This is a genomic window from Streptomyces sp. NBC_00443, assembly GCF_036014175.1.
Taxonomy (GTDB): Bacteria; Actinomycetota; Actinomycetes; order Streptomycetales; family Streptomycetaceae; genus Streptomyces.
The window spans coordinates 174,719-200,744 of the sequence record NZ_CP107917.1 but is presented as its reverse complement, the minus strand read 5'-3'; the positions used below and the strand labels follow the sequence as shown (position 1 = coordinate 200,744).

The following is a 26,026-nucleotide window of genomic DNA, read 5'->3' as shown; positions in this document are numbered from 1 at the left end:
GGGCGCAGGGAACACCCCCGCCAGACACCGATGCCCATGGACCTCGCCACCGCCCTTGAAGGTGGACTTACCGGAACCATTCGCTCCGGCGAGGACGCTGAACCCGCTGGGCAGATCGCAGATCATCGGATGCTATGCGCTCGCTCGCAGACCGCTCACCGTGACAAGACTCAGAGGCACGACTGCCTCACCCTGACCGTCGACCAGGTCGCGGAGCGCCTGGAGAACCGCATCGCCCCGCTCACTGGCGGTACCGCACCGCGGCTGCTGTGGAACCGGCTGTCGGTGTTCGCTGGTGGCTTCGGCCTGGACACGGCCGAGCGTGTGGGTGCGAAGGTGAGCGTCGCGCGCCAAGATGCCTTCGATCTTGTCAATCGCCTGGTGGCACGGTCTGTGGTCCTCATCAACGAGCGCAAGGGACAGCCTTGTTGCTGGAGGCCATCCGCCAGTACGGCGCTCAGAAGCGCGCGGCGGGCGGTGTGGAACAGCACGTCCGGCTGCTTCACTGCGACTTCTACCGCTTCCTCGCCGAGCGGTTCGCCGAGGACTGGCACGGCTCTGGCGAGGAAGAGGGCCTGGAGTTGACGCGGGTCGCTCCTCGACATCCAGCGCGGCGCCCGCAAAGACCAGGTGGCGCCGACGGGCGAGACGCTGCCGGACCAGGCCCACCTCGAAGAACTCGGTCTCCGCTGGTGGCTCGGAGTTGCGAAGCCAACCGCGACCCGGAGACTCGGCGGCGGAGGCGAGCCTGTGCGACTGACTCGACGCGGTGATCCGTTTGCCTTCGGGAGGCAAGGATCCACGACGTTGGACAGCCTGGAGGCGGCGGCTGGGTTCGCGACGCTGTGCAACGGCGCCGTGGAGTCAACGGGTTCAGCGGTGCGCGCTGGGAAGCAGGTCGACCAGCCCTGAGTCAGCACGCCACCGCCCCTGTGCTGGTTCCGTGCTGACTTCGGCAGTCGGAATCGTGGAAACCGCAGGTCCTAGCCCCGATCGAATGAGTTGTCGTACCACTCGATGGTGGTGCCGAGTTCCACGGCGAGATGACGGTGACGACGCCCTTGGGGTGGCGCAGTTCGGTGGTGTGGGTGAGCAGCGGGATCGCGCCGCGGCGCCGCTTGGGCTTGAGGTACCTCAGCTGCCGTGCAGTGCTGTCCTCAACGCGGCGACGGCGAGTGTGCGCGACGACGGGTGAAGTCCAATTCGGCGGCGGCGGTGGAGAGGTACTCCTTCACCACCTCCCGGAGCCGGGGAACGCTGCCGTGGTGTGCAGCAGCGTGCGGATCAACGCATCGTCGCTCACGCCGCTGTCCAGCGCCTTACGGATCGCCTGCCCCCACGACTCCCACGCCGTAATTCGCTGCGGCTTCGCGCCGGTGTCCAGCAGAGTTGTCCCCGTAGTGCATCACTGCCGTTGCCGCCACCACATGGGGCAAGACCGCCTTCGGCAGCAGCAGACGGGCCGCGAGATATGAGGTACGCCGAAAGCGCGCCACGGACTCTCGCTGGGCGCCGTAGTCCTGCCGCAACTCCGCATCTTGGATACCCGCAGCGTCCATGCTCTGACTCCACGCGCTCATCTGCTGATGGTAGGGGAGCGCTTCGGACCAGGGTGCGAGGAGTTCTGGGAGGATGCGGACCCTGGTGAGGCCTGCTGCCCGTGCGGGAGCGAGGAGTTCGAGACGGCGGTCGCCTTCTCGCTTGCTGGTGACGGGTCAGTCCGCTGGGTGACCGTTGGGCTGCGGTGCCAGAAGGACGGCGCCGTTGGGGTGTATGCCGACTGGAAGATCGACTACGGCCCCACGGATCACTTCCTGGCCATGGTCTAGGTCTGCGGAGCGACGGCAGCCCGAACGGGCTGTGGCTCGCAGAATGTGCCGTCGCGGAGCATCGCGAAGAGGACGTCGGCTCGTCGTCGGGCGAGGCAGAGCAGGGCCTACGTGTGGTGCTTGCCTTGGGCGATCTTCTTGCCGTAGCAGGCCCGCGGAGCAGGGTCGCCCATGGCGGCGAAGGCGGAGAGGAAGAAGGCCCGCTCGCACCCGCTTATCGGCCCGACCATGGCAGGTCAGCGCACTACAACACCTCGCCGGGGGCTGTGTGTTGAGCTCCTGGCGCACGTCCAGGTAGCAGTGCAGCCGGACACCGGGCTGTCCCGGATCCCGTGTCGCACGGTCTGATGTCCCGGTCGCCCACCGTCCGTAACGGATCTCACCGAACCCCGGTGCCGCCGGTACGGCCGAAAGATCTGGACCAATACCGGGAGTCAGGCCGCGACGAGTTCCTGCTCGCGGTCCGGCGTTTTGACCTTGGGCTTCTTGTTCGGCAGCGAGAGCCGGAAGACCTTGTGCCACGCGGAGAACACCTGCTTGGGCAGCGGGCCGGTGACGTACTCCAGCTCGTACTTTTCGAACAGCGCGCGCACCTTTACCGCGACCTCGGCGTACCGGTTGCTCGGCAGGTCCGGGAACAGGTGGTGCTCGATCTGGTGCGACAGGTTGCCGGTCATGAAGTGCATGGCCTTGCTGCCGCTGATGTTCGCCGAGCCCATCATCTGGCGCAGGTACCACTGGCCGCGCGTCTCGCCCTTGATCGACCGGCGCTCGAAGACCTGTACGCCCTCGGGGAAGTGCCCGCACATGATGACCGAGTGGGTCCAGATGTTGCGGACCAGGTTCGCGGTGAACGTGGCAGCGAGCGTGGTGAGGAACGACGGGCCCGACAGGAGCGGGTGGATCACGTAGTCCTTGAGCACCTGCTTGCGGATCTTGCGGCCTACGGCCTTGGCCCGCGCGTGGAACTCCGGGTTCTTGCGGCGGCGCTTGTGCAGGTTCTTGCCGAGCTCCAGGTCGTACGCTGCGATGCCGTACTCGAAGAAGCAGGCGTTGATGAAGTTCCACAGCGGCTGGCCGAGGTGCATCGGGTGCCACTTCTGGTCCTCGTCGACGCGCATGATGCCGTAGCCGAGGTCGTTGTCCTTGCCGATCACGTTGGTGTACGTGTGGTGCAGCTCGTTGTGCGAGTGCTTCCACTGGTCGGCCGGTGAGACGTGATCCCAGTCCCAGGTGGTGGAGTGGATCTTCGGGTCCCGCATCCAGTCCCACTGGCCGTGCAGGATGTTGTGGCCGATCTCCATGTTGTCCATGATCTTCGCCACGGACAGACCCGCGGTGCCGAGCAGCCACGCGGGCGGGAAGATCGAGAACAGCAGCACGCCCCTGCTGACCAGCTCGAGCTTGCGCTGCGCCGAGATGACCTTGCGGATGTAGGCGGCGTCCTTCTCGCCGCGGCCGGCGATCACCTCGTCGCGGATCGCGTCCAGTTCACGGCCGAGCTCCTCGATCTGCTCCGCGGTCAGGTGGGCGGTGGGGTCGATGGCGGTCAAGGTGCTCCTACCGTTCGATGTCGCAAGGGCCCGCCGCGGCGGACACGCAGGTCTGGATGAGGACGCCCGGCTCGGCCTCGGTGATCTCGCCGGTGCGCAGGTCGCGGACGGCGCCCGCCTTGAGCGGCGTGACGCAGCCGAAGCAGATGCCCATGCGGCAACCCGACGGCATGAGTACGCCGACCTCTTCGCCGACGTCCAGCAACGGCGGGGCGCCGCCCGCGTCGACGGTCTTGCCGGTGGCGCTGAACGTGACCTCGCCGCCGTCACCGGCGACGACGATGCTGGGGCGGAAGCGTTCGGTGTGCAGGCGCTCTGGGACGCCATGCTCGCTCCAGTGCTCTTCGGCGGCGTCGAGCAGGCCCGCGGGCCCGCAGGCCCAGGTCTCGCGCTCGGCCCAGTCCGGCACAAGTTCATCGAGACGGGTGATGTCGAGCACGCCGTCGGTGTCGGTGTGCACCTCGGTGAGCTGCAGCTTCTTGTCCGCGACCAGGTCGTGCAGCTCGTTGCGGAAGATCACGTCCTGCGGCTGTGGCGCGCAGTGGACCATGACGACGTCGTCGAATTCGGTGTCGCGCAGCATGCCCATGACGGGCGTGATGCCGCTGCCGGCCGTCAGGTAGAGCACCTTGGCGGGCTTGGCCTGCGGCAGCACGAAGTCACCGGTCGCCTGGTCGAGCTGGATCAGCGTGCCCGGTTTCGCCCGGCGGACCATGTGGTTGCTGACCTTGCCGGCCGGGATCGCCTTCACGGTGATCGTGACGCGGCCGTCCCGGCGGTTTGTCGGCGAGGTGATGGAGTAGGCACGCCACAGGCGCACCCCGTCGACGTCGACCCCGATCCGCACGTACTGACCGGCCGTGTGGCCGCGCCAGCCCCGTCCCGGCCTGATCACGATGGTCGCGGCGTCACTCGTCTCGGGGTGCACGGCCTCGATGCGCCCACGCAGGTCAGCGCCCGCACGCAGCGGGCTGACCAGGTCGAGGTAGTCCGACGGCAGCAGCGGTGTCGTGACCATCTCCAGCAGTTTCCACGCCCTACTGCGGAGGGCTGCACTCGTCATGGCTCCAGCTTGCTGCGCCTCAAGGCGTAAAGTCCTGACCGTAGGACGTAAATCTGGTCGGCTGAATTGTTCACAGGGAACAAAACATGAGCCATGCAATCCGGAGGGCCAGCGAACTGGCCCTGGATGAGACGACGGTCACCGCACTGCGGGCCGCGGTGAAGACCACCGCCGACGAGGTCGTCCAGGCGATCATCGAGGAGGTCCCTCCCTACGCCAACGCCCTTTCGGGCCGCATGGGCGGCACCATCCGCCGAGCCGTCCGCACCGCCCTGGGGCACTACCTGGACCTCGCGAGCGGGAACGCCACAGGCGGCGACGCCGGTGACGCAGCCTACGAGCTGGGCCGCGGCGAGGTCCGGGACGGCCGGTCGATGGACGCCCTGCTCAGCGCCTACCGCGTCGGCGCCCGCGTGGCCTGGCGATGCCTGGCGGCGGGTGCCGTACCCGCAGGTCTGCCCGCCGCCGAGGTCGCCAAGTTCGCCGAGCTGACCTTCGCCTACATCGACGAGCTCTCCGCCGCGAGCGCCGCGGGCCACGCCGACGAACTGGCCGCCCGGGGCAGGGCCCACGAGCGCCACCTGGAACACCTGGCCCGCGACCTCCTCGCCAGCGCGAGCCCGGACGTGCTGCTGGCCTCTGCTCAACGGGCCGGGTGGCAGCCTCCGGTTTCGCTGACCGCGGTCCTGCTGCCCGCCGCCCAGGCCCGGCCTACCTACCGCGCGCTCGACCCGAGCACTCTCGTCCTCGACGATCTGCCGGACGCCTTCGGCGTGCTGCTCGTCCCCGATGCCGACCGATCACATCTCTTGCGGCAGCTGACCGACCGCACCGCCGTGATCGGCCCGGCCCGGCCATGGACTCGCGCGTCCGCCTCGTACGCACGAGCCGTACGCGCGCGCTCCTCTCCTCCGATATTCGCGACACCGAGGACCACCTGCCCGAGCTGGTGCTGAGCGCCGACGCGGAGGCGTTCGCAGACCTGCGTGCCCGAGCCCTCGCACCGTTGCGGACCTTGCCTGACGCGACCGCACGGCGGCTGGAGGAGACGTTGTGGGCGTGGCTGCTGCACCAGGGCAGGCGGGACGAGGTGGCGGCGGCATTGTTCGTCCATCCCCAGACCGTCCGGTACCGGATGTCGCAGCTGCGGGAGCTGTTCCCGGATCTCGCATCGCCGCACCGGGTCCTTGAACTGACGCTGGCGGTCGGTCTGCGGGTCAGCTGACGCGTTCTTCGACCGTCCACGCCCGCGTCCGCGAGCAGTCCAGGAATCGTGCCTCGCCCTCGGCGCCCCCACGCTGCTACTACCTTCAGGCGCCCTACACGGAGACGCTGCTCCGGCACGCAACGAAACCCGATGCCGGATTACCTGAAGTACGTCACCGAGCATCACCTGAGCGACTGGTACCGGGAAGTTCGCACCGGGACATGGCCCAAGCATCCGACGGCAGCCTCGTCGGCCAACAGCGACTGGCCGACACCGTCATCCGCTCCATGGCGGCAGGGAACAACGCTGCGGAAACCCTGCGCCGTCTCGTCCAAAACCTCCTGCGCCCTGAACGACATCAGCTCCGCGACGTCGCCACCATTCTGCTGACTGAATGGCACCCCACCTGATCGGGAACAACGGCGAAGCCTTCACAGGTCCACACATATCCTGTTCCGCCAGCCGTTCGGCGAACGTCTCAGGCACATCACTGCGCATCAGGTAGAAAGCTTCGCGGCAAACCGTCCGATGTCCATCCCGTGCACCGTGACGCCGGGCATGACGTCGGCCTGGTCCTTGTCGCGACGTCGACTTCGACGACCCGGCCGAGTGGACGAGAGTGGCGTTCAAGGTCTCCGTCTCTTTGTTTCCCATCCCGGCGAGAAGATCCAGCCCGTCGACCGGCTGGATCTTCTCGCTGGGATGGGGAAAGCGCCCCCGGATGGATGGATTGGTCAGCCAGTCAGCCCCAAATCAGCCGCGACAAGGGCGTGGGGGCGGTAGGACTGGGTCCGCTGGGCTGCACGCGCGCAGGCAACACGTCTGAACCGGCGGGGCCACGCTCCGCTGTCCCAATTGTGCCTACTCATGCGCTGATTGCTGTCGATCGAGGGGCTCATGGCAACACATACTGAACCGGTTTCTCCGGTGCCGGCGATGGAGCGCCGCAGCAGGGGCGAGGTGATCGTCACCTGGCTGACCACGACTGACCACAAGAAGATCGGGCACCTCTACCTGATCACGTCGTTCGGGTTCTTCCTGGTCGGCGGAGCGCTGGCGATGGCGATCAGGGCGGAGTTGGCCCGCCCGGGGATGCAGATCCTGTCCAACGAGCAGTACAACCAGGCGTTCACCATGCATGGCACGATCATGCTGCTGCTGTTTGCTACGCCGACGTTCGCCGGGTTCGCCAACGCGATCATGCCGTTGCAGATCGGTTCCCCGGACGTCGCCTTCCCGCGACTGAACATGTTCTCGTACTGGCTGTTCCTGTTCGGCGGCCTGATCGTGCTCGGCAGCTTCCTGACCCCCGACGGCGCCGCCGACTTCGGCTGGACCGCCTACACCCCGCTCAGTGGGGGAGAGCGCACTGCTCATGTGGGAGGTGATTTGTGGATCATGGGGCTGGCCTTCACGGGTTTCGGCACGATCCTCGGCGCGGTCAACTTCATCACCACCATCATCTGCATGCGCGCCCCCGGCATGACCATGTTCCGGATGCCGATCTTCACCTGGAACGTGCTGCTCACCTCGGTCCTGGTCCTGTTCGCCTTTCCCGTTTTGGCAGCCGCGCTGTTCGCGCTGGAGGCGGACCGGAAATTCGGCGCGCACATCTTCGACCCGGAGAACGGCGGCGCGGTCCTGTGGCAGCACCTGTTCTGGTTCTTCGGCCACCCGGAGGTCTACATTCTCGCCCTGCCCTTCTTCGGCGTTGTGACGGAGATCCTGCCGGTCTTCTCCCGCAAGCCGATCTTCGGCTACATGGGTCTGGTCGGTGCCACCATCGCCATCACCGGCCTGTCCGTGACGGTGTGGGCGCACCACATGTTCGCCACCGGGGCCGTGCTGTTGCCGTTTTTCGCGTTCATGAGCTTCCTCATCGCGGTGCCGACGGGGGTGAAGTTCTTCAACTGGATCGGCACGATGTGGAAGGGCTCGATCTCGTTCGAGCCTCCCATGCTGTGGGCGGTCGGCTTCCTCGTCACCTTCCTGTTCGGCGGCCTGACCGGTGTCCTGCTCGCCTCACCGCCCCTTGACTTCCACGTCACCGACTCCTATTTCGTGGTGGCGCACTTCCACTACGTCGTCTTCGGCACGGTCGTCTTCGCGATGTTCGGCGGATTCAGTTTCTGGTGGCCGAAGATGACCGGCACCATGCTCGACCATCGCCTGGAGAAGATCCACTTCTGGACCCTCTTCGTCGGCTTCCACACCACCTTCCTCGTCCAGCACTGGCTCGGCGCGGAGGGAATGCCCCGCCGCTACGCCGACTACCTCGCCGTCGACGGCTTCACCGCTCTCAACACCGTCTCCTCCATCGGCTCGTTCCTCCTGGGTCTGTCCACGCTGCCCTTCCTCTACAACGTCTGGAAAACCGCTCACGAAGGCAAAATCGTCGATGTCGACGATCCGTGGGGCTACGGCCGCTCCCTGGAATGGGCCACCTCCTGCCCGCCCCCGCGCCACAACTTCCTCACCCTGCCGCGCATCCGCACCGAATCGCCGGCCTTCGACCTGCACCATGCCGACCTGGCTCAGCTCGATCAGGCGGAGAACACTGGCAAGCGGGACGTGGTGGAGGCCGAGGGGCACAAGGGTGACCGGCCATGAGGCACCAACCGCACGACGCACCGCCCGGCGACCCGGACAGTGCTATGGCCGGCGAGGCCGAGGGCTACCTTCTCGCACGCGCCCACCGCGACCAGGCGCGCCGTGAGGCCGAAGACCTCTGCGCCCGGATGCCGTGGCTGACGGCTGCCCAGGCGGAGGACGTCACACGGCATTACACCCGCAAGCGCATCGACCTCACCCGTCAGATGCTGCTCAGCACCGTCGAACGAGCCGCCCAGTTGCGGCAGGAGTACGAAACCCGGTACGCCGCCCTCCAACGTGACTTGCTCAAACGCCACGCCGCCGGGGCCTGCGCCGCCCTGATCTGCATCGGCGGAGCGGGCACGCTGGCGTCCCTGCTCAGCCGTTGACAGTGCCCAGCCGACGGCAGCCGCGGCCTGTCGCCTCCGACGCGGCGCGCCCTCTGCGCCGCGCCGTCCTTGCCGTCCCCGCATACGGTCCTCGCTTGCCGCTGCAGCGAACTGGGCTGTGGGCAACAGGCCTGTATCCCCGGTCGTTGGAGTAGGGCCGGGGTGTCTACGACACCAGGGTTGTAGTCCGTCTGGTGGGGGGTCCTCGTCTTGTGCGGGTTGTCCCTTTAGCGTGGGCGGCAGCCGTCGAAGGGAGGCTGCCATGTCGGATGAGTCGATGGGCCCGCTGGGTACGGAGATGCGGGAGGTCACGTTCCCGGACCAGTCCCGCGGGATCATCCTGGTGCAGGCGGGGACCCCACAGGAAGTGGCCGATGGGATGGCCGCACGCGTGTGGGCCGAACTGCCCAAAGGTTAGAGACGACGGGCGGCGCCGGGCTGCGGTCGTGCACGGCACGTCGATGCTTTCCGGGTGTGCGCTCATGTCCAGGGTGCCGGTGCCGCCTCCATGGCGCAGGGCGTTGGTGACGAGCTCCGGGACGACTAGGACCACGGTGTCGGCGGCCTCGGCCCCGATCGGATGGACAAGACCATCGAGGAAGGCCTGGGCGTTCTCGCGTGCGCTGGCGACGGATGTGGTGGAGCGGGCGGGAGCGACGTCGATGCCCACCGTGTCCATCAGGTCACCCCGGTCTCTGGATCGTCGGATGCGTCTTCGCGGGGGTGCTTGTGCCCTCGCCTGGCTTTGTTCACGAGCCTGGGTTCTGGCACTGCTTCCGTGCAACGGCCACTCCGAGTGACGATTGAGCCTCTCAGGGTGGCATCGAAGTCGCCCGAAAATGAGCCGTCATCGAGGCGGCTAGGCTCAAAGTCCGGGCCGTGGAAGAGGTCGTGCTCCGGCTGAAGGAGCTGTTGTTCCCGTCGATCGCGGACGTCGCGGTGCTGTCGGTGGACGTGAATATCGAGATGGTGCGCGTCGACGCGCACTGCACCACGGCCGGCGCCGTCTGTCCGGGGTGCGGGGCCTGGTCGACCCGGGTTCACAGCTCCTACCTGCGGTTTCCCGCCGACGTACCGAGCGTCGGACGAAGCGTCGTACTCCAGCTCCGGGTTCGGCGGTTCCGGTGCCGGAACACCTTGTGCTCGCGCCGGACCTTTGTGGAGCAGATACCCGGCCTGACCCGTCGGCACGGTCAGCGCACCGAGCGGCTGCGCTCGACGCTGGCCTCGGTCGGTCTCGCCCTGGCCGGCCGGGCCGGCGCCCGGCTGGCTGCCATCCTCGGCGTGTCCGTGAGCCGGAGCAACGTCCTGCGCCTGATCGACGCCCTTCCCGAGCCCGAAGCGCCCGCGCCGCGGGTGGTCGGCGTGGACGAGTACGCCACCCGCAAGGGCCGCCACTACGGCAGCGTCCTGATCGACGTCGAAACCCGCCGCCCGATCGATCTCCTCCCGGACCGGGAGGCATCGAGCCTGGCCGCCTGGCTCGCCCAGCGGCCCGGCGTCGAGGTCGTGTGCCGGGACCGGGCACCGTTCTTCGCCGAGGGCGCCACCACCGGTGCACCGCAGGCTGTCCAGGTCGCGGACCGGTGGCACCTCTGGCACAACCTGAGCGAAGCCGCCGAACGGAGCGTCGCCCAGCACCGTGGCTGCCTCCGCGCTCTGGCCCCCACAGCTTCTGAACCCGGACCCGAGGCGGTCCCAGCCGCGGACCCGTCCGCTTCGCCTTGGCCGCGCGGGCACCGGTTCGCCGACCGGACCCGGGCCCGGCACGCCGCCGTCCACGCCCTGTTGACGGCAGGACACAGCCGGCGCTCCATCCAGCGGCAGCTCAGGATGACCTACCGCACGGTCAAGCAGTTCGCCGACGCCGCAAGCCCGGAGGAGCTGTTCACCGGCCAGTGGCAGAACCGGCCCTCCGTCCTCGACGACTACAAGCCCTACCTGGACGACCGCTGGAGCGAGGGCTACACCAACGCCTGGAAGCTGTGGGAGGAGATCGTGCCGCTTGGCTACCAGGGCAGTTACCAGCGCGTTCGCGCCTACCTGCACGACAAGCGCACCTCACCGCGGCCGGTGACCGCCCGGCCGCCTTCGCCCCGGGCCGTCGCCGGATGGATCCTCCGCCACCCGGACACCCTCACCGAGTCCGAACGGCTCCAGCTCAAAACCGTCCGGGCCCACTGCCCCGAACTGGACGCCCTCACCGGGCATGTCCGCTCCTTCGCGGCCATGCTCACCGAGCGCCAGGGCGAGCGCCTGTCGGACTGGCTCGACGCCGTCCGGCAGGACGACCTGCCCAGCCTCCACACCCTCGCCGCAGGCATCGACCGAGACCGCGACGCCGTCATCGCCGGCCTGACCCTGCCCTGGAACTCCGGCGTCGTCGAAGGCCACGTCAACCGGATCAAGATGCTTAAACGCCAGATGTTCGGCCGGGCGGGGTTCGGCCTCCTGCGAAGCGCGTCCTCTTGTCCTGATCACCGACGGGAGGAACTCGATGGCAGCGGCGTCGGCGGATGTGTCAGCCTTCCCCTCCCGGATACCGACGGAGAAGACTTTGATGACCAGCGACGACGCCCTCGATCAGCTCAGACACATCGCGCGCGAGAGGGCATTCGGCAGGCATGTCGGGTCGGACCGGCTCATTCAGGCAGGTCTGGACGCACTGATAGCGGGGGTCGAGAGCCCGTCCCTCGCCATGCTGGCTGGACTCCTTCAGAGCGAAGAGCCCGAAGCGCCAGAGCTCTTCGACCAAGTACTGGAGGAACTGGGACTGCTCTTCCACCCGCCCGCGGACCCCCGGGCCGCCAAGTGGGCGATGGCCTACTGGATCGCCGGTCAGATCGCGGACGGATCCCTGGATCCCGCCGCTGGCACTCACCTCATCTGGGCAGACATCGCCTATGACCTCGGCTATCCCGAAGAGCTGAAACCCCTTGTGTACTGCGCGCACAACCTAGACGGCTGGGAGGAGAGTTGGGGAGTCTCCGTCGAGGAACTCAACGGGGAAGCGGTTGAGGCAGCGAAGCAGCTCCTTAGTAAGAGGTCTGCAGCCGAGGCGGGGGACTAACCCGGGGTTCGTTCTAGCCATCGGGATTGGTCAACCGCGGGCTGATCCGCTCACTCAGCGTGGCCGCACCACAGAACCTGAGCCAGAACCGCAATTCGTGAACAAAGCCACTTGCCGGTGGCCCGCTACCAGGGTGGCGGTCTTACGCTCACCCGCGTCGCTGTTCGAGGTCGATTACCTCGTCGTCGAACACGCGCAAATCTATGTTGGCTGGAGTAGACATTGGGGTGATGGCGTGGTTATGGTTTCTCTCGTAGCCGAGATCAACGGGGCCTGGCAGAGATGAACTGCCGGCCAGCAGTAACGCAGTTGCAGTGCGCAGGACGGTGCGGTGGTGGAGTGCCGAAGCCAGGTTTGTTGCAGGACGGCGACGGGCTGACGACCGGACCGGGTGGCCCGCAGTGATCAGGGGCCGCCGTGAGCAAGACCGCAGTTAACGCAGTGAAGTCAGTGAGTAGTACCTCGGTGAAGGCGTCGGCTGCGGGCGCGCGCACCGGGAAGTTCGGCAGTGGGGTTCTAAGCCAGAGCAGACGCAGGACGGGCGACGGGGCTGGCTGCCGAAGAGTGGCGCTGTCACAGGCCGCTGAGCAGTACGTAGTCCCCGATTGGTAGGTAGTTGATCCCCGAGGGAAGAACGGAGGGGCCGAGCGCCATCAGGATCGCCCGGGCAGAAGTCGTGAGCCCGGGTACCGCAGGACATCGATAGTGAGGTGGTCTTCGGTCGAGCAACCGCGATCCCCGCACCCCCGACAGCATGTCGGTCGGGTCTGCGGAAGCAGCAGGCCGGTGCAGTATCAGGGCCGGCAGATGGTGTAGCAGTTCCTTCGGGGCCCTGGCGCCAATGGCGCCAGGGCCCCTCCACGCGTTCCACAGAGAGGTGCAATGACAGCAGACGACTCGCACCGCCGTCTCGATGACGACGACTACCCCGCCTACACCATGGGCCGGGCCGCCGAAGTGCTGGGCACCACCCAGGGCTTCCTCCGCGCCATCGGCGAAGCCCGCCTGATCACCCCGCTGCGCTCCACTGGCGGACACCGCCGCTACTCCCGCTACCAACTGCGCATCGCCGCCCGCGCCCGCGAACTCGTCGACCACGGAACCCCCATCGAGGCCGCCTGCCGCATCGTCATCCTCGAAGACCAGCTCGAGGAAGCCCAGCGCATCAACGCCGAATACCGCCGCGCCGCCGAATCAGCGAACCCAACGTCTGCCGCCGGACACGGCTGAGACCCGCAACTCCTCAGGAACTTCGCAGCTGCCGCCCACGCAAGTTGCCCGGAACGCAAGCATTCCGGGCAAATGCGTCTCTTGCGGCCATACCCAAGCCTCGCCGATGAGGTGGCGGGTGGCGACGGCCTGTTCCACCTGTGCGTGGGTGTGGCGCTGGAGAAGGCGACCGCCGCGCCGGAAGCCGGTGGAGCTCTGGTTGTCACCGGCTTCTCAGCGGACCTGCCCGGCCGTCCTCGCCGTCATCCTCATCGTCTGCACCGTCGTCTACCGGGCCGCCTCAGCAAATGGCTCTGAGCGGCCTGCACCAGCGCTGCCACGTTCACATTGTCATCCGGACGAGACCTGTCCGCGCTGGTGTCGGCGGACCAGCCTGAGCGAGAGTGCCGCCAGCCCCTAGCGATACCGAGGTCTGTCGTGACCGCTCTGCCCTTCCTCGCCCCATGGCTGGCCCTGGCCTCGGCGCTGTGGACGATGCTGCCCCTGCTGTTCCCCCGGCGGCGCCGGGCAGGAACCCTCATCGCCCTCGCGCATCTACTCGCCACCGCGGCGCTCACGCGCCCCTGGACGGAGGGCTGGTACTGGAGCGACGGAGCCTGGCTGCTCCTGGTGTTCGGTCAGGGAACCCTTGTCTCGCTAGGGCGGCTCGCCTTCGAGCTCAGCCCGCTCGGGGCCCGCCCCCGCAGAACCCCCGCCAACCTAGACGGCGCTCCGTAGCCTGCGGACAGGAGTTGGTGTTGCGCCCGCCGCGCCATCGGTGGGCCAGAGCCGTGCGATTGCATGAAGCCTGCTTGTGTTGTCCAGGTTGTCGGAGGCGCCTCGACGCGCCGGGCGGCGCCCTGCGGAGCACCACCGGAGGAACGTTTTCCTTCGGGGCGCCGTGATCGAGTGTGGGTTGGCCGGTTAGAGATGTTCACGGAGCCAGGGCAGGAGTCCTCCCGCGGGGAGGGCGCCCAGGGCTATGGCGGCGCCGCGGACAAGGCCGGTCAGTGCGGTCCGGGACAGGTGGCGGGACAGGCGGCGCTGTCGTAGCGGGCGCGGGCAGCTGCGGCGGGCTTGGGGTGCGGTGTGGCGCTGATGGTCGGGCTCCAGTCATGTGGGCCGATGCGCTCCCGGGCGCCGGGTATTGGTCTGCGCATTCGGGCCTGGTCGGACGTGAACACCTGAGACGATGCCCGGGCCTGATTTGTTTCCCAAGCCGCAACAAATGCTGTGAGCAGGTCTTTTGGAGTGATGTACGTCATGGCGAGCGGCGGCGCGGGAAGTCCGGGCGGCGGGGGAGCGGGCAGAGGCCGCGGCCGACCGCGTAAGGATCTTGACCCGGAGCTGGCTCCCGACGTGGCCCGGTGGGCCGACCACTTACGGAGGCTGATCGGCGACTGCTTCGCGACGGACACCGATGCCGCGCGCGTCAGCCCAACGACCATACCCATTGCGGGGCCCCACGTTGGGGTTATCGCCTGCGGTTCGGGTGGCTGTACTGGCGGGAGTTCGTGGCCGTGCCGTCCAGGGCCCGGCGACCGGCCCCGCAGGAGGATTCCAGGCAGAGTCCTGCCACATCCCCGCCCGCCCCGTCCGGGCCGTCGACCGGAGGACCGGTTCGCTCCCGCCGGCTGATCGTCGCCGCCCGGGGCTGCAACGCCATCCGGACGGCGGCGGCACCGGCAAGACCGACGGCAACGACTGACGATCGGGAGCCCGGACGCGATGACGAACGTGTCCATCGCGGCGTGCCTGGGCGAGGACTTCCTCGCCCAGGCACTGCACCGCGAATACCGCCACGTACCCGGCGCACTCGATGTCGCCGGACTGATGACCTGGGATGACTTCAACCACATCCTCGGCAGCCACCGCCTGGAGTCGCCGCGCATGAGGCTGTCCCGCGATGGGGAGACGCTGCTGGTACGGGGAAACGCCCCAGTTCGGCGCCCCGGGCAGATCTCTGGCCGTTAGGCGCCACTGATAACGCATCGCGATCGCGACCCAAGGACGGACCGGTCCCACCCGGGCGCCAGCTTGTACTTCAGCCAGCCACGGGCGGACGGTTGACAGACGCTGTCCAGGCGCTCAAAGACGACGCCTTCCAGGCCTACCCCGGGTTCACGGATGGGCCGGGGGAGGGGGCAGCACGCCGACCATCGCCAGGCATCGACCGCATGCGGCCAACCACCGCCTGTGAACCGTGCATCTGCCGAGGCCACCTGAATGGGCGAAGCCATTCGCGCAAATGCTCCGCCGTGAATGCGCATTAGGCGCACACCGCACAGGGTGACGAGCAACCCGTCCCGCCACCGAAGGAGAGCAGCTTTGACGTCGTCACCCCGCCCACGACCTCACAAGCGCCGAATACCCGCAGTCGTCGCCGCGCTGGTGACCGCGGCGGCATTGTCGGCCTCGGCACCTGCCGTCGCCAAGGACGGACCTCCGGCCGGCAGCGACACCGGCGCTGCCGACGGCAAACCGACGATCGTGCTGGTGCACGGTGCGTTCGTCGACGCCTCCAGCTGGAACGCAGTTGTCGGACGCCTGCAGAGCGACGGCTACCGTGTCATGGCTCCCGCCAATCCACTGCGCGGCCTGCACGCCGACTCCGCCTACATCGCAAGCGTCCTGCGGAGCGTCCACGGCCCCATCGTCATGGTCGGCCAGTCGTACGGCGGCGCAGTGATCACCGAGGCAGCGGCCGGAAACCCCAATGTCAAGGCGCTCGTGTATGTCTCCGCCTTCATGCCCGACAAGGGCGAAGTCCTAGGCCAGCTCGCCGCAAAATTCCCCGGCAGCGAGCTGAACCCCGCACTGGTACGGGTGCCCTTCAAGAACGCGGACGGCTCCATGGGAACAGATCTCTACATCTCCCCGGACAAGTTCCGCGCCGTCGCTGCAGAAGACCTGCCGCAGGCGGCCACCTCGGTGGCGGCCGCAGCCCAACGTCCCATCTCCGCGACAGCCTTCACCGACAAGGTCACTGCCGCGGCGTGGAGGACCATCCCGTCCTGGGCAGCTGTAGCCACGAACGACAAAGCCATAGCACCCGACCTCGAGCGCTTCCAAGCCAAGCGCGCCGGCTCCCGCACCGTCGAGATCGACTCCTCCCACAGCGTGATGATTTCCCACCCCGACGCCATCACCGACCTCATTCGCGACGCCGCCCGCGCGCAGTCCCCCAAGCCGGCCCTCGCCGAAACAGGACTCACCACTTACGGTCACGTCGGAGCAGGCGCCGTCGGCGTGATGCTCATCGCGGGAGCAGGACTCATGGTGATCAGCCGCAAGCGGTCAACCCGTACACAGTGACCGACCCCGCGATAGAGCCCGCTCAGACCTCCACGGGCGTGGATGAACCGTGCAGCTGGCCGCCTTTGAGCGGGTGCCTGACCGGAGCGGGCGAATTCGGGATCCCAGGGTGCGCGTTGGGCGGCCTGAAGCGCGCCGACTGCTGGAGAAGCGGGACATGGGTGCCCCTGTCGCTGGCTACTCGCGTGGGGCGGGGGTTCGGAATGAAGCCCCGGTGTGTGTCCTCCGGCCTGCGGTCTGGAGGACACATGCGTTGTGCACCACAGCGGTTCGGGTGGAGCCTGAAGAGGATTACGGGCAGGCGATACGCATGACCGTCACCCGTTGCATCCGAGGATGAGCTCATGGCTACCTCCGAATACTCTGAGGCGACGCCCGCCTTTGCGGACAGCCGTCTGCAGCATGAGGTGGAGCGGCTGCGCACGGAGAACGATCAGCTGGGCGAGGCCCTTGTCTCCCACGCCGTCGTGGACCAGGCCATCGGCGTCCTGACCGTGCTGGGGCAGATACCGCCGTGGGACGGCTTCACCGTGCTGCGGGAAGTCTCCCAGCACACCAACACCAAACTGACCACCGTCGCCGAACACGTCCTCGAGCACGCCCAAGGCGCGGCACTACCCGATGTGCTCCTGACGGAGCTGCGCGCAGCCCTGGCGCGCCGCACCATCGCCGCCTCACAGCCGGACCCCTGACCAAGGGCCGCCCCCGCCTACCGGCACAGCTGCCCTGTGCGCGGGCCGCTCGGCTGGTCCGCGAGCCCGATGCGGGCAGTCGCGTGTTTGCCGACCGACACCCGCTGGGCTTAGCGGTACGGCATCCACCGCGTACAGGGGCTGGCCGGAGAATGCCGCGTTTCAGCAGGTCGGCGAATTCCATCGGTTTGCCACGTCACGACTCCCACTGCGGCCGGGCCGACTCCCCGGCAGATCGGCATCCCACCCTGCTGACTGTCATTGAGATCAACCGGAAACCGGCCGTGCCGTAGTGCTCAACGGCCGATCCGGTGCCGAACGTAGTCCGGCGGGGCCACACCGGCCTCGATGCGGTTCTCGTCGAGGCCGTTGACGATCCGCAAACGGCCCCCAGCGAAGACGAACTCCACCGCCACCGTTCCGGCCGCCAAATCGCGCTCTGCCGGCCGCCACTCAAGCAGTGCGACCTCGCACAGTTCCTGGCCCACAAACGGCTCCAGGTGTTCATCACTGTGAGACCACTCAGGCGTGAACTCGGACCAATCCCATCCTGCGATGCTTGCTGCAGTGTCGATCGTGTCCCAGCCGATGGAGAGTTCATCGAGCTTTGAGTGGCAGACCTCCACCTGAACGCCGTCGAAGTCCAACACCACCGGGCAGTCGGCGAACCAGTCTCCGTCCTCAATGAAGCGCACCACGACGAACCCCGTCAGCCGCCGACCAGCGAGCTTCGCCAGACGTGATCCGTGCGTCTGTCGAACCGCCTCGATCCCGACCAGGAAGGACGGCTTGAAACCAAAGATCCCCATGTCCACAGCACCTGAGTCTCCCGGCCTTCAGCCCGACCGGCCAGCGCATATTCGAAGCAACATGTCCAGGACGGCTCCGATGCCGTGATCACACCTGTCACGCCGTGATCATCACATCGGGCCGGCCCGAGGCCGAGGCGATCGCTGCAGCTACGCTTCCACCGGCGCAGCCGATATTGAGCATGTCAGGGGGAGATCGTGAGCCGGCCACTGCTGTTCCTCGACGTGGACGGGCCCCTCAACCCTTATGCGGCCAAGCCGGAGAAGCGCCCCGACGGCTACACCACACTCAGAGTGCCCCAAGACAGTGGGACTCCAGAGGAACACGGAGAACTCTCGCGGCGTCGGCGCCCCTTGCGGGTCTGGCTCAAGCCAGAGCACGGACGAGACCTGTTGCAGCTCGACTACGAGCTGTGCTGGGCCACCACATGGATGGCGGATGCCAACCGCTGGATTGCCCCGGCGCTCGGCCTTCCCGAACTGCCATTCGTCGACTTCGGCGACGCATTGTTCCAGGACCGTCCCGACGGAGTTCACTGGAAGACTGCTCCCCTGGTGGAGTACGCCAACGGCCGTCCCTTCGCCTGGGTGGACGACGAACAGAGCGATCTGGACCAGGCGTACGTGACCGCCCACCACCGCGCGCGTGGGCTTCTGCACCATGTCAACCCGCGGATCGGCCTGCGCGAGTACGACTTCTGGACCCTCGCCGACTTCGCCCGATCTTTGGGCACTTCACAAGCCAACGGCTGAGTCTGTCTTCAGCCCACCGGACTGTACCGGGCTTCGTGATCATTCCGGGAACGCTCTTTTAGGCGCGTACCTCCGCGACTTGGGGCTGGTCGGCGCCCGCCACCCTCACCCTGCGCCAGCGCCACGACCTGGGCCGGCCCGGCCTGCTGGAGGTCGGGCTGCAGGCGGACGCCCCGCGGGGGCGGGTGAACGCACGGCCCGCGAATGCCGTGACGAGACCCGGGCGGGGCGCGCGGCGGGGGCGCCATGGTGTGGGGAGGCCGCGAGAACGTGTGTGGCTAGGGGTAACCGGAGTCAAGTAAGTGGCCCACTGAATGTGAGTGTAAATGGCCCACACGTTTGGGCCGCGTTCCAATTAGCGTGGGGTGCCTGACCACAACGGCACCTGTCAGTCGCCCTTCGTCCGCCACTGTGTGCGGTGGCGGACGGGGGCGGACGGCGCTGGGATTGGTCCTGGCGGGCGGGCGCCTTCCTGCTGGGCCGATGCCGGCTGCCACCAGGCGCGATGCCCGCTCCTTGAGCGTCCCCCTCCTCAGAGGAACCCCTCATGCAAGCCATCACCGTCCACGACCGCGACGCCGGTGTCAGCGGGCTGACCCTCTCCGAGCTGCCCTACCCGCGCGCGGCCGAGAACGACGTGATCGTGGAGGTCCACGCCGCCGGGTTTACCCCGGGCGAGCTGGACTGGCCCGGCACCTGGACCGACCGGGCCGGTCGTGACCGGACCCCGAGCGTGCCCGGCCACGAGCTGTCCGGTGTGGTAACCGAGCTCGGCTACGGCACCACCGGCCTGACGGTCGGACAGCGCGTGTTCGGTCTGACCGACTGGGCCCGCAACGGCTCGCTGGCCCAGTACACGGCGGTCGAGGCCCGCAACCTAGCCCCGCTCCCGGCCGATGTCGACCACCTCACGGCCGCCGGGCTGCCGATCTCCGGGCTCACCGCCTGGCAGGGCCTGTTCGACCACGCCCACCTGACCACCGGCCAGAGCGTGCTCATCCACGGCGCCGCGGGCGGCGTCGGCTCCATCGCCGTGCAGCTGGCCTGCGAGGCCGGCGCCCGGGTGATCGGCACCGGCCGTGCCGGCGACCGCGACACCGCCCTCGGCCTGGGCGCGAACGCCTTCGTCGACCTCCAGGCCGAGAGACTGGAGGACATCGGCGAGGTCGACGCCGTGTTCGACGTGATCGGCGGGGAGATCCTCGAACGCTCCACCGCACTGGTCCGCCCGGGCGGCACCCTGGTCACCATCGCCGAGCCGGTCACCGTCCACCCCCGCGACGGGCGAGCGGTCTTCTTCGTCGTCGAACCCGACCGGGTCCGCCTGGCCGACCTCGCCGAGCGGCTGCGGGACGGCCGCCTCAAGCCGATCGTCGGCGCCGTCCGGCCGCTCGCCGAGGCAGCCTCCGCGTTCACGCCGGACAAGCGCACCCCCGGCAAGACGATCATCCGCGTCACCGGAGACTGAGCGAGAAGCCCCCTATCTCGCGCATACGCCCCCCTTCCCGCCCTGACCGGACTGCCACGTCCTCGCCGATCCACCGCCTGTCCACCGAGGCGGAGGACTCAGGCGGCGTAGAAGGTCGGCGAGCGCCCTGCCGTGGTGTCCCAGAGGGCCGCGCATTTCACCACACCTGCAGTGGTGGCGTTGGTCTGCGTCATGGCGGGCGGTCACCAGGTCTGCTTCTGGGTGACGGCGATGACGTGGCCGTTGGGGTCGGTGAAGTAGAAGAGCGCAGTGTTGGGTGTTCCGTATCGCTCTGCGCTCTTGAGCCTCGCGAGCGGCCACGAAGGCCAGGGCCGAACAGTGACGAGGGCAAAGCGCCGCCGCCCGGCGCGGGGGAGAGGCCACCCTCTGTCCGATCACTTCCTGTACGACGATCGCTAGGCTGCTGAACAAGATCCACGCTAGGCACAGTCCGGCGGATCATGTGGCCGTGATTACACCAAGTCAGTTCTCGCGGGCCGGACTGCGCCCGGTTGCGAGGCGGTTCTGCCCCTCGGGCATGGGCAGAACCGCCAGTGCGGTGTCTGCGCTTCCGCTGCTGGCGGAGAACGCCTCCATCCTGGTCGTCGGCTCGAGCAACAGCGTGCGGCCCAATGAGCAGCTCGAGGTCTACAGCGCCTCGAAGGCGGCAGTGAGCAACCTCGTGCACAACTGGGCCCGGCAGTCGAGGGAGCGCCGATTCCGGGTCAACGTGCTCAGCCCGGGACCCATGCGGACCCCTGGCCTGCTGGGCGCCGCGGGGCCGGACGTCGACCAGTTCGCCGAGGCCGTCGTGCCACTGGGGCGGCTGGCCGACGCCGAGGAAATCGCCGAGGCCGCCCTCTTCCTGGCTTTGGAGGCCTCGTCGTTCGTCACCGGCGCCGAACTCTTCGCTGACGGCGGCTACACCCGGGCCTGAACCACGGCCGGTGGTGCGCATCCAGTTCCTCGAAGCGATGGGGCGCACTCCCGGCCGCACGTGTGCGTCGTACGAGGCCCAGTGCGCCGGGAGCAACGAGATCGTGGCCACAGTCTCTTTGGATGACGTCGGCCGCCACCCCGACGGTCGTAGGGCGGCGCAGCGATGGCAAGGCTTTTCTGTCAGAGTGCGTCGACCGCGCTCACCTTCCACCGCTCCGTCGTGCGGGCCATCGTCATCCGCACCCGGTTCAGGTCCAACCGGGACCCCGATACCTGCGTGCTCTCGGTGACCTGGTTGACGAAGAGCAGGACCACGACTTCGTCCGGGGAGGCCGAGGCGACGGAGGCTGCCGGGGTTCCGCCGGAAGGAGGGGCGGCGATCGTCGCCTTCACCACGCCTTGGTACTTCTTCGCCGTCGGGCCCACCACGGTCTCCGTCGTCTTTCCGTACTCCCTGCTGAAGTCCCCAGTGAGGTGGGTGCGAGCCCTCGCGAAGTCGCGATCCAGGTGGCGGTAGTCGTACGACAGGACGATCGGTGCCGCCTTGCGTGCGGCCTCGACCGCGTCGGTGCGGGCAGCCTGTGTGCGCTCTCCCTCCCGGTACTGCCACCCAAGTATGGCGACCGCCACCAAACCTGCCACGAGCAAGGCGCCGAGCAGTGCTGTGAGCAGCCTTCGAGGGCCGGGTTTGCCGGGCTTTTCCGGCGTTTCGGCCTCCTCGAACGCCTCCGGTGACGGCTCCGGCGGGTCTTGCCAGCCGTCTTTCGGGGCCTCGACGAGCACGGTGCGGCCCGCGAGCGGGCGCTCGGACCGGTCCCCGCCCACACTGTCGATGGCCGCCACTGAGTCGGCGTTGTAGCGGCCGCGTTCCGCGCGCTTGGCTGCCGCGCGGGCCGCCGCCGTCATCGTGCGCCCGGTCGTGATGCCGGGGGCGCGGCCGGTGGTCGTCTTCGGCATGGTCGTACTCCTCGTTACTTGTCAGCCGACGAACTCGACGTCGGACGTCAGCCAGCGGCCGTCCCGGTGCACCAGGTTCAGTTGCAGGCGATACGTGCGCGACTCTCCCTGGGGCGCAGCCGTGTTGGTCACCTGGCTGTCGGCGACGACCAGGACGCGGGCAGAGTCCTCGTCGGAGCGGACGATGCCTGCCTCCAGGACCTGGCCCTCGGATACGGACTTGTTCGCCGCGACGAGTCGTGTCAGCTGCTCCGTCTGTGCGGCGAACTGCTTCTTGAAGTCGCCGGTCGCGCCTGCCAGTACGTTCGCGCTGTCACGGTCGTAGTGCCGGTAGTCGAGGGAAGTGAAGTTCAGCGCCGACTGGCGGGCCGCGACCAGGATGTCCTGGCGGACCTGGTTCGCTTCGCGTTGGGCGTAGAGGCCGAGGGCCAGCCAAGTCGTGAGTGCGGTGGTCAGGACCGTCGAGGCGACGAGTCCTGCCGTCAGTGAAATGGAGCTGCGCAAGTTCTTCATGCCATGGGGCCAACGAGTAGCCATTGCCACGACTCCTTTCCGAACACGGCCTGCTGGCCGCCCTTCGAGCCGATCTCGACGGCCCTTCCGTCCGGGCCGGCGGTGGTGCCGGTCTCCGGGTCGTACGGGGTCACGTAGGGCGCGTTCTGTGCGCCTCGTACGGATGACTCGCTGCCCTGCGGGAGCGTGCAGCGGGCGTTGGTGTTCGCCTCGCGTGTGCTGGTGTCGGCAGGGTCGCGGCGGGCCGTGCCGTAGCCCTGCGTGCAGGCCGGCGGGTCGTCGGCGTTCACCACCAGGCCGAAGTGGGTGGTGCCGTCGCCGGGAATGACCGTGTAGCTGCCCGCCACCATCACCGGGAAGGTGACCAGGGCCTGCTCCACGCCGGGCAGACGCGCCATCGTCACCTGGCCGCCGCTGATCAGGTTCGCCAGCAGGATCGAGAGCCTCGGCGACACCGACTTCAGCAGCGAGTTCACCTCCTGTGCCGCCGGCCTCGCGTTGCCGATCAGCCTGCGCAGGTTTCCGTCGCTCGCCTTCAACTGCGCCGTGAGCGTCGCCAGATCGCTTGCGAACGACTTGATGGACGAGCCCTGGTCAGCCTGTGTCTTCAGTACCTTCCGTGAGTCCTCGATGAGCGCGATCGTTTCCGGCAGCGCCTCCGACGCCGACTCCACCAGCTCGTTGCCCGAGTCCACCAGACGGCTGAGGTTCGGGCCCGTTCCCGCGAACGCCTTGCCCAACTCGTCGACCGTGACCTGCAGATCGTCCTTGCCCACCGAGTTCACCAGGCGGTCCAGGCTGAGGATCAGATCCGTCGTCGGCAGGGGTACGCGTGTTCTCTCGCGCGGGATCGTGCTGCCGTCGAGCAGATAGGGTCCGTGGGAGTTGCGAGGTTGCAGGTCGACGTACTGCTCGCCCACCGCCGAACGGTTCGCCACCACGGCGAATGTGTTCGCCGGGATGCGCGGTGCCCCGTCCTCGATGTCCAGGGCAACCGACACGCCGTCGGTGCCCGTCAGGTGCAGCGCGTCCACCCTGCCCACCGGCGCCCCGCGATACGTCACCTCGGCGCCGGGGAAAATGCCCCCGGATTCGGTGAAGTCCGCCTGGACCGTGTAGCCGCGGTCCAGTACCTCGTCCACCAGCCCCGTGTACTCGGCGCCGACGTACGACACGCCTACGGCGGTGATGGTGGTGAAGGCGAGAAGCTGGGCCTTGACCGTACGTGTGATCACGGCTGGACTCCCTTCAGCATCAGCTCGGCCAGTGCGAGGTCGATCCCCTTCGGCCAGTCGCTTCCGGTGCCGTAACTGCCGTAATCGCTGTAGCTGCTGGTGCACACCGGTGGGCACAGCGGGTCGCCACTGCCGTCGGAAGGGGCCGAGGGGGACGACGGCACGCTCGGTGTGCTCGGGAGCGCGGTGGGTGTCGGCACGGTCGGCAGGCTCGGGAGATCCGGTACGTCCGGGAGGTCTGGGGGCTTCGGGAGCTCGGGCCCCTGGGTCTGCCCTTCGCCACCCCGACTGCCGCCCGGCTTCTCCGTCAAGTTGCCGTAGATCCCGGCCAGATCGAGGTCAGCCGTGATGTGGAGGTTGACGTAGTCGCCCTTGATGGCGTCCACCGCGTTGCGGGGGAAGGGATAAGTGGTCAGCAGCTCCAAGGCGTTGGGCAGGTCGCTTCCGGCCTTGTTGAGTTGTTGCAGGATCGGGCGCAGCCGCTTCAGGTTCGCGACTGTGTCGTCGTGCGAGGCGTTGACCACCCTGGTGCCTGTCTTTCCGAGCTTCGACAACGCCGTGAGCATCCGCGTCAGGTCGCGCCGCTGGTCGGCCAGGACCTTCAGGGCCGGCGGCATCGCGTCCACGGCCTCGGCGATGGTCTTCTTCTCCTTGCCAAGGCGCTTGGCGAGTCGGTCCACGGCCTTCAGGGCCCGGACGATGTCGCCCTTCTGCTTGTCCAGGCCGCCCAGGAACGTGTTCAGTTCCTTCAGTAGCGACCTGACCCGGTTCTCCCGTCCTTCCAGCGCATTGTTCAGCTCCACGGTGATCGTCTTGAGCTGCGCCACTCCACCGCCGTTGAGTAGCGCGGACAGGGCGGACAGCACCTCCTCGATCTCCGGATTGCGGCCGCTGCGGGACAACGGGATCGCGTCGCCGTCGCCGAGGCGCCCTACCGGTGTGGTGTCCGTCGGCTTGGACAGCGCCACATACTTCTCGCCGAGCACGCTGGTCTGGCGTAGCTCCGCGATCGCGTTGGCGGGCAGCTTGACCGAGTCGCCGACCCGGAGGCGTACGCGCGCGTGCCAGCCGTCCAGCTCCACCTTCTCCACCGCGCCCACGGTGACGTTGTTGACCTTCACCGCCGACTGCGGCACCAGGTCGAGGACGTCACGGAACTCGACTGTGACGTGATACGCGTTGCCGTCCGAGGCCGCTCCGCCGGGCAGCTGCACGTCGTGCCAACCGTTGAACTCGCAGCCGGAGAGGAGCAGCGAACCGACGGCCGCCCAGGCCGCCGTCCCGCCCCGGCGCAGCACGCTCACGCGCAGCACGCTCATGCGCCGGCCTCCAGGATTCCGCCGAGGGTGCGGTCGACCGTGCCGGTGACCGCCGGGCCGCCCTGCGGCAACTCCGGCAGGGAGTCGAAGAGCCTCTCCAACTCCTTACAGCCCGGGTTCTTTCCGCCCTCGTCCCCGGTCGTCCTGAGCAGCGAGCACAGTAGCGAAGCTGGATCCTGCGCGTGATCGGCGTTGTTGCGGGTGTCGAGGGTGCCGGCCGACGGGTTGTAGGCGTTGTTGAGGTTCGACATGCCGGTCGGGGCCACCTCCAAAAGCTCCTCCAGCGCGGCCCGTTGGGTGACGAGCACCTTTGTCACCTTGCTCAGACCCTCCACGTTCTCGGTCAGCGACTTCTTGTTCCTCCTCACGAAGCCGGACACGTCGCCCAGCGCCGTCCCGAGGTTCTTCAGCGCCGCCGCCAAGTCCTTGCGCTCGCCCGCCAGTTGCTCGGCGACCCTCGCGAGGCTGCCGTTGAACGACCGCACGCTCTTGTCGTCGGCCGCCAGCGCCGCCGTGAAGACCTGGAGGTTCCGGATCGTGCCGAACAGGTCCGTGCGGCCGTTGGAGAGGGTCGTCACTGCCTTCGAGAGGTCCTCGACCGTCTGGTTGAGGTTCTTGCCCTGGCCGTCGAGGTTGTCCGCGCTCACTCCGAGCAGCCGGGACAGGGCCCCGTCCTTGTTGGCGCCCTCGGGGCCGAGCGCCTCGGCTGTGGTGTGCAGGCTGTCGAAGATACGGTCCAGCTCGACCGGTACGGCCGTGCGCGACTCGGGGATCTCGCCCCCGTCCCGCAGCACCGGACCGCCCCGGTACACCGGTAGCAGCTGCACATAACGGTCGCTGACCACCGAGGAGTTGATGATCGCCGCCTGTGCTTCGGCCGGGATTCTGCGGTCCGCCTCGTACTCCAGCTTCACCCGCACCCTGCCGCCCTCCGGCCTGATCTCCTTGACCTCGCCGATCCGTACGCCCAGGACACGGACGTCCGAACCGGGGTAGATGCCGACCGTGCGCGGGAAGTACGCCGTGACGCGGACTGGCTCGGGGCGTGGCCACAGGACGTACGTAATCGCGGCGACGAGGGACAGCGCGGTGAGCAGGGCCAGTCGCTTTCTCA

20 protein-coding genes and 5 pseudogenes are annotated in these 26,026 nt (G+C 68.0%); 15 read left to right on the top strand and 10 right to left on the bottom strand.

Annotated features, from left to right (window positions below; all coding sequences use genetic code 11):
* Positions 1 to 36: 36 nt before the first annotated feature.
* Positions 37 to 585 carry a hypothetical protein gene (locus OHO27_RS00940; protein ID WP_328419351.1) on the top strand — a complete coding sequence of 183 codons (549 nt, stop codon included), beginning with the start codon at positions 37 to 39 and terminating at the stop codon, positions 583 to 585.
* 1,240 nt (positions 586 to 1,825) lie between these two features.
* Here the strand turns inward: OHO27_RS00940 and OHO27_RS00935 are convergent.
* From OHO27_RS00935 to OHO27_RS00920, 4 genes and pseudogenes are all read right to left on the bottom strand, one after another.
* Positions 1,826 to 2,035: pseudogene (locus OHO27_RS00935) on the bottom strand (IS110 family transposase); the annotation flags it as partial.
* Positions 2,036 to 2,114: 79 nt separating this feature from the next.
* Positions 2,115 to 2,351, bottom strand: a pseudogene (locus OHO27_RS00930) (DUF6207 family protein); the annotation flags it as partial.
* Positions 2,264 to 3,382, bottom strand: coding sequence for a fatty acid desaturase family protein (locus OHO27_RS00925; RefSeq protein WP_328419349.1), 1,119 nt, complete (start codon positions 3,380 to 3,382; stop codon positions 2,264 to 2,266). The gene OHO27_RS00925 and the pseudogene OHO27_RS00930, both read right to left, overlap by 88 nt.
* 7 nt (positions 3,383 to 3,389) lie before the next feature.
* Positions 3,390 to 4,445: a ferredoxin reductase gene (locus OHO27_RS00920; protein WP_328419347.1), complete on the bottom strand. Its 1,056-nt coding sequence runs from the start codon at positions 4,443 to 4,445 to the stop codon at positions 3,390 to 3,392.
* A gap of 86 nt (positions 4,446 to 4,531) precedes the next feature.
* Here OHO27_RS00920 and OHO27_RS00915 point away from each other — a divergent pair.
* The 11 genes and pseudogenes from OHO27_RS00915 to OHO27_RS00865 all read left to right on the top strand — a co-directional run bounded on the left by OHO27_RS00915 (position 4,532) and on the right by OHO27_RS00865 (position 16,919).
* Positions 4,532 to 5,670: pseudogene (locus OHO27_RS00915) on the top strand (PucR family transcriptional regulator).
* 203 nt (positions 5,671 to 5,873) lie between these two features.
* On the top strand, positions 5,874 to 6,062 hold the full coding sequence (locus tag OHO27_RS00910) for a hypothetical protein (RefSeq protein ID WP_328419345.1): 189 nt from the start codon (positions 5,874 to 5,876) through the stop codon (positions 6,060 to 6,062).
* A gap of 526 nt (positions 6,063 to 6,588) precedes the next feature.
* A complete protein-coding gene (gene ctaD / locus OHO27_RS00905; RefSeq protein WP_328419343.1) occupies positions 6,589 to 8,262 on the top strand; it encodes an aa3-type cytochrome oxidase subunit I in 1,674 nt (557 codons plus the stop codon).
* The gene (locus tag OHO27_RS00900) at positions 8,259 to 8,633 is read left to right on the top strand and encodes a hypothetical protein (RefSeq protein WP_328419341.1); all 375 of its coding nucleotides are present in this window, start codon (positions 8,259 to 8,261) and stop codon (positions 8,631 to 8,633) included. Before ctaD ends, OHO27_RS00900 begins: the two co-directional genes overlap by 4 nt.
* Before the next feature lie 262 nt (positions 8,634 to 8,895).
* Positions 8,896 to 9,051, top strand: coding sequence for a hypothetical protein (locus tag OHO27_RS00895; protein ID WP_328419339.1), 156 nt, complete (start codon positions 8,896 to 8,898; stop codon positions 9,049 to 9,051).
* Between the two features lie 461 nt (positions 9,052 to 9,512).
* A pseudogene (locus OHO27_RS00890) lies at positions 9,513 to 11,090 on the top strand (ISL3 family transposase); the annotation flags it as partial.
* A 1,495-nt stretch (positions 11,091 to 12,585) separates the two neighbouring features.
* A complete protein-coding gene (locus tag OHO27_RS00885; RefSeq protein ID WP_328419335.1) occupies positions 12,586 to 12,933 on the top strand; it encodes a MerR family transcriptional regulator in 348 nt (115 codons plus the stop codon).
* A 417-nt stretch (positions 12,934 to 13,350) separates the two neighbouring features.
* Entirely contained in the window at positions 13,351 to 13,650 is a 300-nt protein-coding gene (locus tag OHO27_RS00880; RefSeq protein WP_328419333.1) for a hypothetical protein, read from the top strand.
* Between the two features lie 990 nt (positions 13,651 to 14,640).
* Positions 14,641 to 14,886 (top strand): hypothetical protein, encoded by a 246-nt coding sequence (locus tag OHO27_RS00875; RefSeq protein ID WP_328419332.1) that lies wholly within the window; start codon positions 14,641 to 14,643, stop codon positions 14,884 to 14,886.
* Positions 14,887 to 15,240: 354 nt separating this feature from the next.
* The gene (locus OHO27_RS00870; RefSeq protein ID WP_328419331.1) at positions 15,241 to 16,227 is read left to right on the top strand and encodes an alpha/beta fold hydrolase; all 987 of its coding nucleotides are present in this window, start codon (positions 15,241 to 15,243) and stop codon (positions 16,225 to 16,227) included.
* Between the two features lie 344 nt (positions 16,228 to 16,571).
* The gene (locus tag OHO27_RS00865) at positions 16,572 to 16,919 is read left to right on the top strand and encodes an ANTAR domain-containing protein (protein WP_328419330.1); all 348 of its coding nucleotides are present in this window, start codon (positions 16,572 to 16,574) and stop codon (positions 16,917 to 16,919) included.
* A 296-nt stretch (positions 16,920 to 17,215) separates the two neighbouring features.
* On the opposite strand, the gene OHO27_RS00860 is transcribed toward OHO27_RS00865, so the two are convergent.
* Positions 17,216 to 17,728, bottom strand: coding sequence for a hypothetical protein (locus OHO27_RS00860; RefSeq protein WP_328430310.1), 513 nt, complete (start codon positions 17,726 to 17,728; stop codon positions 17,216 to 17,218).
* A gap of 198 nt (positions 17,729 to 17,926) precedes the next feature.
* Here OHO27_RS00860 and OHO27_RS00855 point away from each other — a divergent pair, with 198 nt between their 5' ends.
* The 3 genes and pseudogenes from OHO27_RS00855 to OHO27_RS00845 all read left to right on the top strand — a co-directional run.
* Complete coding sequence (locus tag OHO27_RS00855) at positions 17,927 to 18,481, top strand: hypothetical protein (protein ID WP_328419329.1); 555 nt, start codon at positions 17,927 to 17,929, stop codon at positions 18,479 to 18,481.
* 547 nt (positions 18,482 to 19,028) lie between these two features.
* Positions 19,029 to 19,949, top strand: coding sequence for an NADP-dependent oxidoreductase (locus OHO27_RS00850; protein WP_328419327.1), 921 nt, complete (start codon positions 19,029 to 19,031; stop codon positions 19,947 to 19,949).
* 367 nt (positions 19,950 to 20,316) lie between these two features.
* Positions 20,317 to 20,886: pseudogene (locus OHO27_RS00845) on the top strand (SDR family oxidoreductase); the annotation flags it as partial.
* A gap of 182 nt (positions 20,887 to 21,068) precedes the next feature.
* Here the strand turns inward: OHO27_RS00845 and OHO27_RS00840 are convergent.
* Genes OHO27_RS00840 through OHO27_RS00820 form a run of 5 tightly spaced genes read right to left on the bottom strand, consistent with a single transcriptional unit; the run spans position 21,069 to position 26,015 of the window.
* Positions 21,069 to 21,845, bottom strand: a complete 777-nt coding sequence (locus OHO27_RS00840; RefSeq protein WP_328419325.1) for a hypothetical protein — start codon at positions 21,843 to 21,845, stop codon at positions 21,069 to 21,071.
* Positions 21,846 to 21,866: 21 nt separating this feature from the next.
* Positions 21,867 to 22,358, bottom strand: coding sequence for a hypothetical protein (locus OHO27_RS00835; protein ID WP_328419323.1), 492 nt, complete (start codon positions 22,356 to 22,358; stop codon positions 21,867 to 21,869).
* Positions 22,355 to 23,593, bottom strand: a complete 1,239-nt coding sequence (locus tag OHO27_RS00830) for an MlaD family protein (RefSeq protein ID WP_328419321.1) — start codon at positions 23,591 to 23,593, stop codon at positions 22,355 to 22,357. Before OHO27_RS00830 ends, OHO27_RS00835 begins: the two co-directional genes overlap by 4 nt.
* Positions 23,590 to 24,912: an MCE family protein gene (locus OHO27_RS00825; protein ID WP_328419319.1), complete on the bottom strand. Its 1,323-nt coding sequence runs from the start codon at positions 24,910 to 24,912 to the stop codon at positions 23,590 to 23,592. Before OHO27_RS00825 ends, OHO27_RS00830 begins: the two co-directional genes overlap by 4 nt.
* Positions 24,909 to 26,015 carry an MCE family protein gene (locus OHO27_RS00820; RefSeq protein WP_328430309.1) on the bottom strand — a complete coding sequence of 369 codons (1,107 nt, stop codon included), beginning with the start codon at positions 26,013 to 26,015 and terminating at the stop codon, positions 24,909 to 24,911. The genes OHO27_RS00825 and OHO27_RS00820 overlap by 4 nt, the downstream gene beginning before the upstream one ends.
* Between the last annotated feature and the right edge of the window lie 11 nt (positions 26,016 to 26,026).

Bases quoted from the DNA above. Each gene is read 5' to 3' on its own strand.
- OHO27_RS00835 (WP_328419323.1), bottom strand. From the start codon at position 22,358: ATGAAGAACTTGCGCAGCTCCATTTCACTGACGGCAGGACTCGTCGCC.
- OHO27_RS00840 (WP_328419325.1), bottom strand. From the start codon at position 21,845: ATGCCGAAGACGACCACCGGCCGCGCCCCCGGCATCACGACCGGGCGC.
- OHO27_RS00875 (WP_328419332.1), top strand. From the start codon at position 14,641: ATGACGAACGTGTCCATCGCGGCGTGCCTGGGCGAGGACTTCCTCGCC.
- OHO27_RS00865 (WP_328419330.1), top strand. From the start codon at position 16,572: ATGGCTACCTCCGAATACTCTGAGGCGACGCCCGCCTTTGCGGACAGC.
- OHO27_RS00910 (WP_328419345.1), top strand. From the start codon at position 5,874: ATGGCCCAAGCATCCGACGGCAGCCTCGTCGGCCAACAGCGACTGGCC.
- OHO27_RS00900 (WP_328419341.1), top strand. From the start codon at position 8,259: ATGAGGCACCAACCGCACGACGCACCGCCCGGCGACCCGGACAGTGCT.
- OHO27_RS00825 (WP_328419319.1), bottom strand. From the start codon at position 24,912: ATGAGCGTGCTGCGCGTGAGCGTGCTGCGCCGGGGCGGGACGGCGGCC.
- ctaD (WP_328419343.1), top strand. From the start codon at position 6,589: ATGGAGCGCCGCAGCAGGGGCGAGGTGATCGTCACCTGGCTGACCACG.
- OHO27_RS00860 (WP_328430310.1), bottom strand. From the start codon at position 17,728: ATGGGGATCTTTGGTTTCAAGCCGTCCTTCCTGGTCGGGATCGAGGCG.
- OHO27_RS00920 (WP_328419347.1), bottom strand. From the start codon at position 4,445: ATGACGAGTGCAGCCCTCCGCAGTAGGGCGTGGAAACTGCTGGAGATG.
- OHO27_RS00940 (WP_328419351.1), top strand. From the start codon at position 37: ATGGACCTCGCCACCGCCCTTGAAGGTGGACTTACCGGAACCATTCGC.
- OHO27_RS00885 (WP_328419335.1), top strand. From the start codon at position 12,586: ATGACAGCAGACGACTCGCACCGCCGTCTCGATGACGACGACTACCCC.
- OHO27_RS00850 (WP_328419327.1), top strand. From the start codon at position 19,029: ATGCAAGCCATCACCGTCCACGACCGCGACGCCGGTGTCAGCGGGCTG.
- OHO27_RS00895 (WP_328419339.1), top strand. From the start codon at position 8,896: ATGTCGGATGAGTCGATGGGCCCGCTGGGTACGGAGATGCGGGAGGTC.